General features: G+C 73.1%; 14 protein-coding genes. 5 read left to right on the forward strand and 9 right to left on the reverse strand.

The window, feature by feature from the left end; translation table 11 throughout:
- Positions 1-336 precede the first annotated feature (336 nt).
- A complete protein-coding gene (locus ACGFIW_RS03465) occupies positions 337-3,240 on the forward strand; it encodes a glycoside hydrolase family 9 protein (RefSeq protein ID WP_393310721.1) in 2,904 nt (967 codons plus the stop codon).
- A 97-nt stretch (positions 3,241-3,337) separates the two neighbouring features.
- Here ACGFIW_RS03465 and ACGFIW_RS03470 read toward each other — a convergent pair whose 3' ends face one another.
- The 4 genes from ACGFIW_RS03470 to bioB all read right to left on the reverse strand — a co-directional run bounded on the left by ACGFIW_RS03470 (position 3,338) and on the right by bioB (position 5,268).
- Entirely contained in the window at positions 3,338-3,850 is a 513-nt protein-coding gene (locus tag ACGFIW_RS03470; protein WP_393310722.1) for a GNAT family N-acetyltransferase, read from the reverse strand.
- Positions 3,847-4,005 carry a hypothetical protein gene (locus ACGFIW_RS03475; RefSeq protein ID WP_393310723.1) on the reverse strand — a complete coding sequence of 53 codons (159 nt, stop codon included), beginning with the start codon at positions 4,003-4,005 and terminating at the stop codon, positions 3,847-3,849. The genes ACGFIW_RS03470 and ACGFIW_RS03475 overlap by 4 nt, the downstream gene beginning before the upstream one ends.
- Positions 4,006-4,078: 73 nt before the next feature.
- Positions 4,079-4,267, reverse strand: a complete 189-nt coding sequence (locus ACGFIW_RS03480) for a hypothetical protein (protein WP_393310724.1) — start codon at positions 4,265-4,267, stop codon at positions 4,079-4,081.
- Positions 4,268-4,272: 5 nt separating this feature from the next.
- Complete coding sequence (gene bioB, locus ACGFIW_RS03485; RefSeq protein ID WP_393310725.1) at positions 4,273-5,268, reverse strand: biotin synthase BioB; 996 nt, start codon at positions 5,266-5,268, stop codon at positions 4,273-4,275.
- A 168-nt stretch (positions 5,269-5,436) separates the two neighbouring features.
- On the opposite strand from bioB, the gene ACGFIW_RS03490 reads away from it, so the two are divergent.
- The 4 genes from ACGFIW_RS03490 to ACGFIW_RS03505 are packed head-to-tail and all read left to right on the forward strand — an operon-like array spanning position 5,437 to position 9,610.
- Positions 5,437-6,597, forward strand: coding sequence for an 8-amino-7-oxononanoate synthase (locus ACGFIW_RS03490; protein ID WP_393310726.1), 1,161 nt, complete (start codon positions 5,437-5,439; stop codon positions 6,595-6,597).
- Complete coding sequence (gene bioD / locus ACGFIW_RS03495) at positions 6,594-7,319, forward strand: dethiobiotin synthase (protein WP_393310727.1); 726 nt, start codon at positions 6,594-6,596, stop codon at positions 7,317-7,319. Before ACGFIW_RS03490 ends, bioD begins: the two co-directional genes overlap by 4 nt.
- A gap of 54 nt (positions 7,320-7,373) precedes the next feature.
- A complete protein-coding gene (locus tag ACGFIW_RS03500; RefSeq protein WP_393310728.1) occupies positions 7,374-8,933 on the forward strand; it encodes a sensor histidine kinase in 1,560 nt (519 codons plus the stop codon).
- Positions 8,933-9,610, forward strand: a complete 678-nt coding sequence (locus tag ACGFIW_RS03505; RefSeq protein WP_393310729.1) for a response regulator — start codon at positions 8,933-8,935, stop codon at positions 9,608-9,610. Before ACGFIW_RS03500 ends, ACGFIW_RS03505 begins: the two co-directional genes overlap by 1 nt.
- Before the next feature lie 30 nt (positions 9,611-9,640).
- Here the strand turns inward: ACGFIW_RS03505 and ACGFIW_RS03510 are convergent, their stop codons facing one another.
- The 5 genes from ACGFIW_RS03510 to ACGFIW_RS03530 form a co-directional block, all read right to left on the reverse strand.
- Positions 9,641-10,462 carry an ABC transporter permease subunit gene (locus ACGFIW_RS03510; RefSeq protein WP_393310730.1) on the reverse strand — a complete coding sequence of 274 codons (822 nt, stop codon included), beginning with the start codon at positions 10,460-10,462 and terminating at the stop codon, positions 9,641-9,643.
- Positions 10,459-11,391, reverse strand: a complete 933-nt coding sequence (locus tag ACGFIW_RS03515; RefSeq protein WP_393310731.1) for an ATP-binding cassette domain-containing protein — start codon at positions 11,389-11,391, stop codon at positions 10,459-10,461. The genes ACGFIW_RS03510 and ACGFIW_RS03515 overlap by 4 nt, the downstream gene beginning before the upstream one ends.
- Positions 11,392-11,479: 88 nt before the next feature.
- The gene (locus ACGFIW_RS03520) at positions 11,480-12,310 is read right to left on the reverse strand and encodes a polysaccharide deacetylase family protein (RefSeq protein ID WP_393310732.1); all 831 of its coding nucleotides are present in this window, start codon (positions 12,308-12,310) and stop codon (positions 11,480-11,482) included.
- 74 nt (positions 12,311-12,384) lie between these two features.
- Complete coding sequence (locus ACGFIW_RS03525) at positions 12,385-13,566, reverse strand: cytochrome P450 (protein ID WP_393310733.1); 1,182 nt, start codon at positions 13,564-13,566, stop codon at positions 12,385-12,387.
- A gap of 9 nt (positions 13,567-13,575) precedes the next feature.
- Positions 13,576-14,244: a class I SAM-dependent methyltransferase gene (locus tag ACGFIW_RS03530; protein ID WP_393310734.1), complete on the reverse strand. Its 669-nt coding sequence runs from the start codon at positions 14,242-14,244 to the stop codon at positions 13,576-13,578.
- Positions 14,245-14,309: the final 65 nt, after the last annotated feature.

Raw genomic sequence — 14,309 nt, forward strand, 5'->3', positions numbered from 1 at the left:
GTCGAGGGGGCCGCTCATGATCCCATGTCGGGGGCCCGTCGCCGGCATCACCCGACCGGCCTGAGCTGGGCGACGTCTCGGTCGGGAAGCGCCTGCCAGGTCGGTGTTTCCTGCTGCCGTGCGCGTGTCGTCGTAACACCCATGAGCGCGGTGGCGCTGGCGGTGCAGTACGGGCTTCCCAATCGATGACGGGCGCATTACATTGTCGGTTATCCATGGGAGCGCTTCCACGGCTTCCGTGGTCACACCGCCACCTCGCAGTCGCCGGTGGCCGTGCCGCCCGTACGCCGTCCCGCGTCGGTGCGACCGCCGGCGGCACCTCCGACAGGAGCCCGCATGCGCCACCTGACCTGGCCGTCCAGCGGCCACCCCGGTCGGTCACCGGTCGCCGACCAGCCCTGGCCCCGGCGCTTGCTGGCCGTCGGCGTCGCGCTGCTCACCGGCGCGTCCCTCGCGGTGACCGCGCCGCCGTCCGGGCCCGCGGCCGCCGCGCCGGCCGCGACCTACAACTACGCCGAGGCGTTGCAGAAGTCGCTGCTCTTCTACGAGGCGCAGCAGTCCGGCAGGTTGCCCGACTGGAACCGGGTCTCCTGGCGCGGCGACAGTGCCCTCACCGACGGCGCCGGCGTCGGCGTGGACCTCACCGGCGGTTGGTACGACGCCGGTGACCACGTCAAGTTCGGCTTCCCGATGGCGTTCAGCGCCACCATGCTCGCCTGGGGGGCGGTCGAGTACCGCAGCGGTTACACGACGTCCGGGCAACTGCCGCACCTGCTCAACAACCTGCGCTTCGTCAACGACTACTTCATCAAGGCGCACCCGTCGGCAAACGTCCTCTACGGGCAGGTCGGCAAGGGCGACGACGACCACAAGTGGTGGGGTCCGGCCGAGGTGATGCAGATGGCGCGACCCGCGTACAAGATCGATGCGAGCTGTGGCGGCGCGGACCTGGCGGGGGAGACGGCGGCCGCGATGGCCGCCTCGTCGATGGTGTTCCGGCCCACCGACGCGGCCTACGCGGACAAGCTGCTCGGCCACGCGCGGCAGCTCTACACCTTCGCCGACACGGTGCGGAAGGCCTACCACGAGTGCATCACCGACGCGACGAGCTTCTACCGCTCGTGGAGCGGCTGGCAGGACGAGCTGGTCTGGGCCGCGATCTGGCTGCACCGGGCCACCGGTGAGGCGAGTTACCTGGCCAAGGCCGAGAGCGAGTACGACAAGCTCAACACCGAGAACCAGTCCACCACGCGCTCCTACAAGTGGACCATCGCCTGGGACAACAAGCAGTTCGGGGCGTACGTGCTGCTGGCCAACCTGACCGGCAAGCAGAAGTACGTCGACGACGCCAACCGCTGGCTGGACTACTGGACCGTCGGGGTGAACGGGCAGCGGGTGCCGTACTCGCCCGGTGGGATGGCGGTGCTCGACTCGTGGGGCGCGCTGCGCTACGCCGCGAACACCTCGTTCGCCGCGCTCGTCTACAGCGACAAGACCACCGACACGACCCGCAAGGCGCGCTACCACGACTTCGCCGTCCGGCAGATCAACTACGCGCTCGGCGACAACCCGCGCAACTCCAGCTACGTCATCGGGTTCGGCGCCAACTCGCCGAAGAACCCGCACCACCGCACCGCGCACGGCTCCTGGTGGGACAGCCAGACCGTGCCCGTGCAGACCCGGCACACCCTCTACGGCGCGCTCGTCGGCGGCCCGTCCTCGGCCAACGACGCGTACAGCGACAGCCGGTCGGACTACGTGATGAACGAGGTGGCCACCGACTACAACGCCGGCTTCACGTCCGCGCTGGTCCGGCTGACCTCCGAGTACGGTGGCACGCCGCTGGCGAACTTTCCGGTCGCCGAGACGCCGGACATGGACGAGTTGACCGTGGAGACCACGGTGGCGCAGGCCGAGCCGCGGGCCACCGGGCTGAAGACGATGATCTACAACAAGTCGGCGTTCCCGGCGCGGGCGCTGACCAACGGGAAGTTCCGATACTACTTCCGGCCCGACGGCACCGGCCCGGTGCAGGTCACCCCCGGCTACACCCAGGGCTGCCCGTCCCCGACCACCGCCAAGCAGTTCAGCGGCGACATCTGGTACGTCGAGGTGGACTGCACCGGCCACACCATCGCCCCGGCCGGCCAGTCGGCGCACCGGATGGAGGTCCAGTTCAAGATCGGCGTGCCGGAGGGCGGCACCTGGGACCCGACGAACGACCCGTCGTACCAGGCCACCGCCGGGCCCAACCGGAAGGTGCCGCTCTACTCCGGCACCACCCGCGTCTGGGGTGACGAGCCGGGGCCGGTCGTTCCGGACACCACCGCCCCGACCACGCCGGGTAAGCCCGCCGCGTCCGGCCTCGGGCCCCGCTCGGTCACCCTGACCTGGGCGGCGTCCACCGACAGCGGTGGCAGCGGCCTGGCCGGCTACGAGGTGCGCGAGATCCAGGTCAACAGCGACACGGTCCTGGTCCGGCCGGTCACCGGCACGACGCTCACCATCACGACCCTGCTGCCGGCGACGTCGTACGAGTTCACCGTCCTGGCCCGCGACGGCGCGGGCAACAGGTCGACGGCCTCACCGGTGCTCACCGTGACCACACCGCCGACCGGCTCGACCGACACGACAGCGCCGAGCACGCCCGGCACCCCGGTCGCGTCGGCGGTCACCGCCACCGGGCTCACCCTGGCCTGGACCCCGTCGACCGACAACGTCGACGTCACCGGGTACCGGGTCTACCGCGAGGCCGGCGCCACCGACGCGCTTGTCGGCTCGCCGACCGGCACCACCGTGGCGGTGTCCGGGCTGACCGCGTCGACGGCGTACCAGTTCTACGTGGTGGCGGTGGACGCGGCCGGCAACACCTCCGCGGCGTCCGCACCGGTCGCGGTGACCACCGCGCCCGCGCCGGTCGGCGGCACCTGCTCGGTGGGGTACGCCACCACCGACTGGGGCGCCGGCTTCACCGCCACGGTGACGATCACCAACACCGGCACCACCGCGATCAACGGCTGGACGCTGCGGTTCAGCTTCCCCGGCGGGCAGACCGTCAGCCAGGGCTGGTCGGCGGCGGTCAGCCAGACCGGTGCGGCGGTCACCGCCACGAACCTGTCCTACAACGGCACGGTCGCGCCGGGCGCGTCGGTGAACTTCGGCTTCAACGGCACCCACACCGGCACCAACCCGAAACCGACAGCCTTCACCGTCAACAACACCACCTGCGCTCTCGCCTGAGCGCACACAGACGACGAGATCTTGGGCAGTTGTCGTTACGCCGAGACGGCGACTGTCCAAGATCTCGTCACGACCGGGGATGACCGGGACGGGTGGGTCACTCCACGAGATCGTCGGCGAGCAGGTCCATCAGCAGACCGTCGTGCCAGCGCCCGTCGTCGCCGCGCTCGTAGCGGCGCAGCACCCCCACCGGACGGAAACCGACCTTCGCGTACGCCCGGATGGCGGCGCTGTTCGCCGCCGCCGGGTCGATGGTGAACCGGTGGTGGCCGTACTCGTCGATCAGGTGCCGGGTCAGGGTGCGGATCGCGTCGACACCGAGCCCGGCACCGCGCACCGCCGGGTCGAGGAAGACGTCCAGGCTGGCGTGCCGGTAGTCCGGGTCGGGTTCGGCGTGCCACTGGATCGCGCCGACCACCCGGCCGTCGTGCTCGATCACGTACACGCGCAGGTCGTCGTCGCCGAGGTCGGCGCGGACGGCCTCGGTGAGGTCGCCGCCGCCACGCCACCAGCGGCGCACCTCCGGCGTGGCCCGGATGTCGGCCAACGCGGCGACGTCCTTCTCCTCGGCGGGGCGCAGCGTCACCATCCGGCCCGACAACGTGCTCATGAGCCGCTCCCCAGCGTCGCGCCGCTGTCCCAACGCAGAATGTGGGTGTGGGTGTGGTCCTCGCGGATCGTGATCGCGGCCTCGTACCGCGACCGCGGCGCGCCATCGATCAGCAGCACCGGCGGGGGAATGTGGGGACGGTCGTCAACCAGCACGTCGCCACGGTACAGCCGGACTGCGGTGACACGTGCCGCACCCCGCCGCCGCTGACGGGTCAGGTGGAGTGACTCAGCCTCGGATCTCGCCGTGCTCGACGCAGACCGCCGACCAGCCGACCGGCAGCACCTGCACCTTCATCCGGCGGCGGCACCGCGAGCAGAACCGGGGCGGCTCCAACTGGCGGGCCGACGCACAGCCCGGGTGGGCGGCGGTCGCCGACCCACCGCACCTGTCGCACCACAGCTCGGTTGTCGTCATGGTCGTCACAGCGTGGCAGAGAGAGCCTTGACCGGCATCTTCAATTCGTCGAGCAGGTCCAGGTCGGCGGTTGCCGGTCGACCCAGCGTGGTCAGGTAGTTGCCGACGATCACCGCGTTGATCCCGCCGAGCAGGCCGTCCCGGGTGCCCAGGTCACCGAGGGTGATCTCGCGACCACCCGCGTACCGCAGGATGGTGCGGGGCATGGCCAGCCGGAACGCGGCGATGGCCCGCAGCGCGTCCTTGCCCTCCACCACCGGGCGGTCGCCGAGCGGGGTGCCGGGGCGCGGGTTGAGGAAGTTGAGTGGCACCTCGTGCGGGGCCAGCTCGGCGAGCTGCGCGGCGAACTCGGCCCGCTGCTCGACGGTCTCGCCGAGGCCGAGGATGCCGCCGCAGCACACCTCCATGCCGGAGTCGCGGACCATCCGCAGCGTCTCCCAGCGCTCCTCCCAGGAGTGCGTGGTGACCACGTTGGGGAAGTACGACCGGCAGGTCTCCAGGTTGTGGTTGTAGCGGTGCACACCCATGTCGACCAGGTCGTCGACCTGCTCCTGGGTGAGCATGCCGAGCGACGCGGCGACCTGGATGTCGACCTCGGCCCTGATGGCGGCGACGCCCTCGCGCATCTGCTTCATCAGCCGGGCGTCCGGGCCGCGTACGGCGGCGACGATGCAGAACTCGGTCGCCCCCGTCTTGGCGGTCTGCTTCGCCGCCTCGACAAGCGACGGGATGTCCAGCCAGACCGACCGCACCGGTGAGGTGAACAGACCGGACTGGGAGCAGAAGTGGCAGTCCTCCGGGCAGCCGCCGGTCTTCAGCGAGACGATGCCCTCGACCTCGACCTCGGGGCCACACCACCGCATCCGCACGTCGTGGGCGAGTTGCAGCGCGGCGGGCAGGTGCTCGTCGGGCAGGTTGAGCACCGCGAGGATGCCGGCCTGGTCGAGGCCGACACCGTCACCCAGCACCTGGGTCCGGGCCTGGTCGAGGATCTCTGGCATGGCTCGTACCTTACTAGGGCCCCGGCCGGGGCCCCCGGTCAGCCGGAATGAGCTGGCCGCCCGCCGGCCCCGCGCACCGGGCGGATCCGTCCGGCCGGCCCTGGCGGGTGGTAATTTCGCCCGGCAGGTGTCGGGCTGACCGGCACGGACGGCGACGAAGGGGTGACGGTGGCGGACTGGCTGGCGGCGCTCGACCGCCGCGCGCAGTTGCGGGCGAAGGCGGGGCTGACCCGGCGACTGCACCCACGTCCCGCCGGCGACCAGGTGACCGATCTGGCCGGCAACGACTACCTCGGCCTGGCCACCCACCCGGAGGTCACCGCCGCGGCCACGGCGGCACTGTCGGCGTACGGGCTGGGGGCGACCGGGTCGCGTCTGGTGCGTGGTTCCACCGACGCACACCAGGCGCTGGAGGACGAGCTGGCGCAGTGGCTGGGCACCGATCGGGCCCTCGTCTTCTCCTCCGGCTACCTGGCGAACCTCGGTGCGCTGCGGGCGCTGGTCCAACCTCGGACGCTGCTCGTCTCCGACGCGCACAACCACGCGTCCCTGATCGACGGCGCTCGGATCTCCGGTGCGGAGACGGTGGTCACCCCGCACGTCGACGTGGACGCCGTCGCCGCCGCCCTCGCCGCCGCTCCGGGCCGCCCGGCGGTGGTGGTGACCGAGTCGATCTTCTCGGTCGACGGTGACCTCGCCCCGCTGGCCCGGCTGCACGCGGTGGCCCGGCGGCACGGCGCGCTCCTGTTGGTCGACGACGCGCACGCGCTCGGCGTGACCGGTCCGGCCGGCGCGGGTGCGGTGGCGGCCGCGGGGCTGGCCGGCGAGCCGGACGTGCTGGTGACCGCCACCCTGTCCAAGGCGCTCGGTGGCGCCGGTGGCGTGGTCGCCGGCCCCGTCGAGTTCGTCAGGCATCTGGTGGAGACCGGGCGTACGTTCATCTTCGACACGGCGCTGCCGCCGGCGGTCGCCGCCGGTGTGCACGCCGCGCTGCGGCTGGCCCGGGTCGACGACGACAGGCGCGGTGAGTTGTCCGACCGGGTGCGGTTGGCGGTCGTCCGGCTGCGTGCGGCCGGGCTGACCGTCTCCGCACCGGACGCGGCGGTGATCTCGGTGACGGCCCCCGGGCCGGAGGCGGCGAGCGCCTGGGCCGTCGACTGCCGGGATCGGGGCGTCGCGGTCGGGTGTTTCCGGCCGCCGTCCACCCCGGACAGCCGGTCCCGTCTGCGTCTCACGGTCAGCGCCGGGGTGCCCCGGGCGGATTTCGAGCGGGCCCTGGAGGTCATCGTGGAGTGTGCCCCGCAGTCGCGAGCAGAGGTTCGCCCGTGACCGGGTGGGAGGGGCCGGTCCTGGTCACCGGGACTGACACCGAGGTCGGCAAGACGGTGGCGACCGCGGCGATCGCGGCCGCGGCGCAGGCCGCCGGGCTGCGGGTGGCGGTGGTGAAACCGGGCCAGACGGGTACGGCCGGCGGTGAGCCCGGCGACGTGGACGCGGTGAACCGGCTGGCCGCCCCGCTGACCGGGCGGACCCTGGCCAGTTACCCGGACCCGCTCGCCCCGTTGACTGCCGCCCGGGTCGCCGACCTGCCGCCGTTGGAGTTGTACGAGGCGGTGGACGCCGTTCGCGCCGAGGCGGACAAACACGACCTGGTGTTGATCGAGGGCGCGGGCGGGTTGCTGGTGCCGATGGGGCTGCGCCCGTCGGGGGAGGCGTGGACGATGGCCGACCTGGCGGTGTCGCTCGGCGCGCCCGCGGTCGTGGTGACCCGCGCCGGGTTGGGCACGCTCAACCACACCGCGCTGACCCTGGAGGCGCTCGACCGGCGGGCGGTGCCGGCCGGGGTGGTGATCGGAGCCTGGCCGAGCAGGCCGGAGCTGGTGCACTGGACGAACCTCACCGAGCTGGTGCCGAATCTGCTCGGCGCGCTGCCCAACGGCGCCGGGGCGATGGACCCGGGCGTGTTCCGGCGTTCCGCGCCGGGCTGGCTCACCCCGGCCCTGCACGGCGTGCTCGACGACTGGCGGGTCTGGGCCGAGGAGAGCGGCTGAACACCTGACTTTCGTCGGTGTTCGCGCAGGTCGGGCGTGGGTAGCCTGGCCGCCGTGCGGATCCTCGACCTCCCGCTGCCAGGTCCGCTGGATCGGCGGCGTCACCTGCTGCTGGACGCGCTGCTCTGGGCGGTGGTCGCGGCCCCGGTCGGCTACGCCGGGGTCAGCCCGCCCTACCCGCGGTACGCGGTGCCGCTGCTGGTCGGCAAGTTGCTGCTGCTCGGGGCGGCCACGGTGGCGAGTCGACGCCGGCCGTTGGTCGCCCTGGTGCTGGTGGTGCTCGGGTCGGTCGTCGACGGCAATTTCGTCTTCGCCGTTCCGGTCTTCAGCTATCTCACCGGGCGGCGCAGCGTCTCCGCGCGCCCGGTGGCCGTGGTCTTCGTGCTGATCGCGGCCGGCGGCACGGCGCTCAACCTGGGTCTGCTCGGCACCGGCGAGGCCACCTGGTTCCTGTTGGCCTCGGTGTTGCTCTTCGCCGCGGTGTTCCCTTGGCTGGTGGGCCGCTACCGGCGTCAGCAGCAGGAGTTGGCCGCCGCGGGTCATCGGCACGTGGACGCGCTGATCCGCGAGGAGCGTGGTGCCGCCGAGCGGATCCGGCTGCGGGAACGGGCCCGGATCGCCGGGGAGATGCACGACTCGCTGGGTCACGACCTCAGCCTGATCGCGTTGCGCGCCGCCGCCCTGGAGGTCGCCGCCGACCTCGACGCTCGGCACCGGGCCGCGGCGGGGGAGTTGCGGGCCAGCGTCTCCGCCGCCACCGAGCGACTGCACGAGATCATCGGGTTGCTCCGCGAGGAGGGTGGCGCGTCGGTGCGTCCGAGTGGGGAGACCGTCGCCGACCTGGTCGACGGTGCCCGGGAGGCCGGCATGGCGGTGCGGATGGAGGCCGCCTCGGTGGTCGCGGAGCTGCCGGCGATGACCGGCCACGCGGCCCACCGGGTGGTCCGTGAGGCGCTGACCAACGCGGCCCGGTACGCGCCCGGCGCCCCGGTCGACGTTCGTCTCAGCCGCGACGGTGAACGGGTCGAGGTGTGCGTGGTCAACGGTGCTCCGCCGGCGGAGCCGCTGCCTGCACCGCCGTCGCAGGGCAGCGGGTTGCTCGCGCTCGCCGAGCGGGTCCGCCTCGCCGGTGGGACGCTCGACGCCGGGCCCCGTACCGAGGGCGGGTTCGTCGTCCGGGCGGTGTTGCCGGCGACCGCGCCGCCGGTGGAGGCGATGGAGAGCGACGTCGCCGCACCGTCCGGCGGCTGGCCCGGCTCGGTGGAGCGGCCGGTGGACGCGGCGCGGCGGCTGCACGACGCCCGCCGCCGGGTCCGGCGCAGCCTGCTGGTGGCGCTCCTGGCACCTGCCGGTTTCGCCCTGGTGCTCTCCCTCGTCTACTACCCGGTGGCGACCGCCGGGACGGTGCTGGACCGGGCCACCTTCGACCAGATGCGCGTCGGCACGGTCAGGTCGGACCTGAAGGGTCTGCCCCGCCGGCAGTTGGAGAGCCCTGTCGGCGTCGACCGGGCCGGCTGCGAGTACTACACCGATGGCAACTTCCCTCTCGCCGAGCCGACCTGGCGGCTCTGCTTCACCGACGGCCGGTTGGCCAGCAAGGAGTGGATCGCCTAGTGGACACCGACAGGGCCGGTGCGGCGCCGGTGCGGGTGGTGCTGGCCGACGACGAGGCGATGATCCGGGCCGGCGTCCGGGCCATCCTCGCCACCGATCCCGATATCGACGTGGTCGCCGAGGCCGGTGACGGACGCGCCGCGGTGGAGCTGGTCCGCGCGCACCGACCTCGGGTCGCGCTGCTGGACATCCGGATGCCGAGGCTGGACGGGTTGGCCGCCGCCGCCGAGATCCGCCGGCTCGTGCCGGAGACCGCGACGATCATGTTGACCACGTTCGGCGAGGACGACCATGTGGCCCGTGCCCTCGGGCACGGTGCCAACGGGTTCCTGCTCAAGGCCGGTGACCCGCGCGAGCTGATCGCCGGGGTGCACGCCGTGGCCGAGGGTGGCGCGTACCTGTCGCCGAGGGTGGCCCGCCGGGTGATCGAGCTGGGTGCGGGGCGGTTGGCCCGGCGGCCGGCCGCGCGGGACCGTACGGCCGGGCTGACCGAGCGGGAACGGGAGGTGCTGGCCCTGGTCGGGGCGGGGCTGTCCAACGCCGAGATCGCCCGCCGGCTGCACCTGGTGGAGGGCACCGTGAAGAGTTACCTGACCAGCATCTTCACCCGCCTGGACGTGCGTAACCGGGTGCAGGCGGCGATCCTCGCGTACGAGGCGGGGCTCGTCGACGGCTGAGCGGGGGCCGGGAAGCCCCCGCTCACCTCGTCACGCGTCGCGGCGGCGCAGCGCGCCCCGGCCCAGCAGCAGCGCGGCACCGGCCCAGCCGGCGAGCAGGAGCAGCCCGACCAGGCTCGGGTACGGCTCGGTGTCGCCGGCCAGGAAGTGCCCGCCGGCCACGCCGGGGAACCCGTCGGCGATCCGGTTCAACACCTCGATGTCCGGGTTCTGGAGGGACAGCGGCACGATCATCAGGGTGGCGAGGAGCACGGTGATCGTGAGCACCGCACTGCGCAGTGCAGCGCCGAGGCCCAGGGCGAACACGCCGATCAGCGCCAGATAGACCGCCACCGCCACGATGTCGCCGGTCGTCTCGGCGGCCGGGGCGCTGCCCCACTCGCCGAGCACCGGCCGGGCGACGAGGGTGCCGATGCCGCCGAGCAGCAACCCGAGGGCGAAGGTGACAGTGCCGGCGACAGTGGCCTTGGCCAGCAGCACCCGACCGCGCGACGGGGTGCACTGCAACGTGGTCCGGATGGTGCCGCTGGTGAACTCGGCGGTGATCGCCAGCAGGCCCAGGGCGAGCACCACGAACTGGGTCAGCTCGACCGAGTCGATCAGCACGCTGCCGACGGTGACGATCCCCGGGTTGTCGGTCGGGTCGTCGTTGGTGTTGGCGTTCGCGGCGTAGATGGCCAGTTGGCCGGCGCCGGCGGCCGTCACCAGCAGCCCGGCCAGCGCCGTCCACCAGGTGCTGCGTACCGAGGAGAGCTTTGTCCACTCGGCGGCCACCGCCCCCCGGAAGGTGGCCGGCGCACCGGCGGCCGGCGTGTTGGTGGGGCGGGTGCCCGCGTCGGTCCGGGTGCTCATCGTTGCCCACCTTCGGTCGGACCGCCCGCGTACTCGACGCTGTCGGCGGTCAGCTCCATGAACGCCTGTTCCAGGGTCGCGGCCTGCGCGGTCAGCTCGTGCAGTCGTACCCCCAGCTCGTACGCCAGGTCACCGACGCGGTCCACGGTGGTGCCGGTGACGGTCAGCTCGGTGCGGTCGGCCGCCACCACGCTCGCCCCGGTTGCGGTGAGGCGCGCGGCCAGGGCGGCCAGCCCGTCCGGGTGTGGGCTGCGCACCCGGACGGCGACCGTACCGCCGGCGATCACGTCGCCGATCGGCGCGTCGGCGAGCAGTCGGCCCCGCCCGATCACCACGAGTTGGTCGGCGGTGAGCTGCATCTCGCTCATCAGGTGGCTGGAGACGAAGACGGTCCGCCCCTGGTTGGCAAGCGAGCGCGTCAGGTGCCGTACCCAGCGCACCCCGTCCGGGTCGAGGCCGTTCACCGGCTCGTCGAACATCAGCACCGGCGGGTCGCCGAGCAGCGCCCCGGCGATGCCGAGCCGCTGACCCATGCCGAGGGACAGGGTCCGGCCCGGTTTGGCGGCGGCCCGCCCGTCCAGCCCGACGGCGTCCAGCACCTCGTCGACGCGGCGGGCCGGGATGCCGTTGCTGCGGGCCATGGCCAACAGGTGGGCCCGGCCGGACCGGGCCGGGTGGATGGCTCGGGCATCGAGCAGCGCACCCACCTCGTGCAGCGGACGGCGCAGCTCCCGGTACGCGCGCCCGCCGACGAGGGCCTGTCCGGCGCTGGGACGGTCCAGCCCGAGGATCATCCGCATGGTGGTGGACTTGCCGGCGCCGTTGGGGCCGAGGAAGCCGGTGACCCGGCCGGGCGCGACGTCGACGGTCAACGTGTCGACCGCGACGGTCGCCCCGAACCGTTTCGTCAACCCACGTAATGTGATCATGCGCTGACGCTAGGCGCGCGACCCGCCGCCGCACCGCGCCCGAAGGGCACCACCCGACCCTGACTTTGGTCAGGTCGTCGGCGGTCGGTCAGCGCACGTAGTCCTCCAGCAGCGCCGGCGTGAGCCCGGCCCGGTGGATTGCCTTGAGCGCGGCGAGCAGGTCGTCCATCAGCGCCGGCCGGAAGTGCATGAGCAGAATGTCGCCGGGCTGGACCACCTTCTCCGGGGTCTGGTAGCGCACCTTCCCCTCGTGCACGGTCTCGGTCCAGTGCAGGACCGCCTTCGCGCCGCAGTCGTGCGCGGCTCGCAACGTGGTGGCGTCGTGGTTGCCGAACGGTGGCCGGAACAGGGTCGCCCGCTTGCCGAACAGCGTCTCCAACCTGTCCGCGGCCCCGCAGATCTCGTGCTTCTGGTAGTCGTACGAGCGACCGGCCAGCGAGGTGTGGTTGATGGTGTGGTTCTCGACGACCCCGCCCGCCACCTGGATCTGCCGGAAGTAGTCGGTGTGCTCCTGGGCCGCCGGCGAGTTGAGGAACATCGTGACCGGGATGTGCGCCTGCCAGACGAAGTCGGCCACGTCGGGCGGCCGGGCCAGCCCACCGTCGTCGATGGTGATGAAGGCGACCCTCTGGTCGGTCGGCAGGCGGTGCCAGAACTGGGCCGCGCCGGTCGTCGGCAGCGGCACCGGTTGCGGTGGCGGCGCCTGCGGGAAGGTCGGGACCTGGGACACGTACCAGGCCAGACTTCCCGGTGTGGGCTTCACCGTCGGGGACGGCGAGGCCGACGGCGTCGGCAAGGCCGAGAGTGCCGGCTGGGCGGACGGCGTCGGCGGGATCGCGGTGATCTCCCGGGCGTGGATCGTGTGGCCGGACCCGACTGTGCAGGAGGTCAGCGTCAGTACGGCCAGAAGCGTTGCCACTGCGAGGATGCGGCGCGGGTGGGCTGATGACACGCCCGGAAACATAGCCGGTCGTGGTCAGGTCCCGTGCCCCGTCACGATCTCCCCGAGCGCTCGACTGAGCGCACCACGAAGGCGTCCGGCATCCGGAAGGTGAGGTTGTCCGGGCACCACGGTGGGCGGACCACCGTCACCCCGTCCAGCAGTGCTGCCGCCTCGGCGACCACCACGGCCGCCTCCATCCGGGCCAGCACGTCACCGACGCAGCGGTGGGCGCCGGCCCCGAACGCCAGGTGCCGGCGGGAGCCGCGCTGCCCCGGACGGAACTCGTCGGGCGACTCGACGACCGCGGGGTCACGGCCGGCGCGGGCCAGCCAGAGCACGAGGCTGCTGCCCGCCGGCACCGCCGTGCCGCCCAGCGTGCTGTCCGTCGCCGCCACCCGCCGCCAGGTGACGATGGGCGGCTCCAGGCGCAGCCCCTCCTCCACCACGTCGGCCACCGCGACCGCGCCGGTGCGCAGACCGGCCCGCACCGCGGGCTCGCCGGCCAGCCGGTGCAGCAGCAGGGTGAGGAACTGCGAGGTGGTCTCCTGCCCGGCGACCAGCAGGAAGAAGAGCGCGCCGACCACCACGTCCGGCGGGTGCCCGGCCGCGCGCAACTCGGCGGCCAACCCGCCCCCGCCGGCGGCGAAGTCCCGCAGTACGCCGTGGAACCGGCCGACCTCGGCGGCGAGCGCCAGCTGCCGGTCGGCGTCCAACGGTGCCCAGAACAACTCCAGCGCGGCGCGGGCGAACTCCTTGACCGCGGCGACCGGTGCGTCCGGCAGCTCGACAAGCCGGGCCAGCACCAGCAGCGGCAGGTCGGCGGCGAGGTCCGCGTACAGGTCGACAGACGCACCGGTGTCGAGCCGGGCGCCGAGCCGGGCGACCCGGTCCCGGACCAGCGCGGTGAGCCAGGGCCGCTGCGCGGCGACCCGGGCGGGGTGCAACGCCTCCGCGACGATCGCCCTGATCTCCGGATGGCTGGCACCCGAGTTGTTGGCCAGGGTCGGCGGCAACCGGAACCGGTGCCCGGCGAGCACCCGCAGCGCGGCCACCGGCATCGGTGTCACCGCGTCCAGCGCGTTGTCCGGCCGGTAGGTGACCGGGTCGGCCAGCACCTGCCGGACCAGCGCGTGCCGGGTGACGACCAGGTGACGTACGCCGACCTGGTCGGGCACCTCGGCGACGTCCGGCCAGGGTGTCTCGACCGCGGAACCCCAGCCGGAAAACAGCACGTCGACACGCTAGCGGGCGGCTCCGGGCAACCCGGCGCGCAACTGCCAGACGGTGGTGCGCTTCACCCGGACGCTCTCCAGCGCCTCCGGCACCGGCACGTCGTACGCGGCCAACTCGTCGAAGCGGTCGCGGGGCAGGAACGCCCGACCGGGGTCACCGACAAGCGCCGGTGCGCCGGCCCGGGCGGCGCGCAGCAGGAACCGCAGCACCCGGCGGGCCATCGCGTCGCTGTAGAAGACGTCGCCGGCGAGCACCACCTCGGCGTCCCCGGCGTCGGAGTCGAGGATGTCGCCGAACTCGGCGTCGACGCGTACCCCGTTGGCCTCGGCGTTGAGCGCGACCGCCGCGACCGCCAGCTCGTCCACCTCGACGGCTCGCACCGACGCCGCACCGGCACGGGCGGCGGCGATGGCCACCAGGCCGGAGCCGGAGGCGAGGTCGAGCACCCGGCGGCCGGCGACCAGCTCCGGGTGGTCTGTCACGTAGCGGGCGAGCGCCTGCCCGCCGGCCCAGGCGAACGCCCAGAACGGCGGCGGCCGGTCGGTGGAGAACTCGCCCTCGGTCAGCTCCCACAGCCCGATCGGCTCGTCGGCCTGGTGCAGTCGCACCTCGGGAACGAAGGCAACCGGGGCCAGGCGGGCGTGCAGCCGGACGAACGTGCTGGAGAGCTCGGACACCAGGCGATTCTCGCGCACCGGTCATCCCGGGCGGCGCGGGGAGGTGGACCGGTACGGGTAAGGGG

Source organism: Micromonospora sp. NPDC048935 (assembly GCF_043197875.1).
Lineage (GTDB): Bacteria > Actinomycetota > Actinomycetes > Mycobacteriales > Micromonosporaceae > Micromonospora.

Coding starts and splice junctions, on each gene's coding strand:
- ACGFIW_RS03465 (WP_393310721.1), top strand. CDS start 337: ATGCGCCACCTGACCTGGCCGTCCAGCGGCCACCCCGGTCGGTCACCG.
- ACGFIW_RS03470 (WP_393310722.1), bottom strand. CDS start 3,850: ATGAGCACGTTGTCGGGCCGGATGGTGACGCTGCGCCCCGCCGAGGAG.
- ACGFIW_RS03480 (WP_393310724.1), bottom strand. CDS start 4,267: ATGACGACAACCGAGCTGTGGTGCGACAGGTGCGGTGGGTCGGCGACC.
- bioB (WP_393310725.1), bottom strand. CDS start 5,268: ATGCCAGAGATCCTCGACCAGGCCCGGACCCAGGTGCTGGGTGACGGT.
- ACGFIW_RS03510 (WP_393310730.1), bottom strand. CDS start 10,462: ATGAGCACCCGGACCGACGCGGGCACCCGCCCCACCAACACGCCGGCC.
- ACGFIW_RS03515 (WP_393310731.1), bottom strand. CDS start 11,391: ATGATCACATTACGTGGGTTGACGAAACGGTTCGGGGCGACCGTCGCG.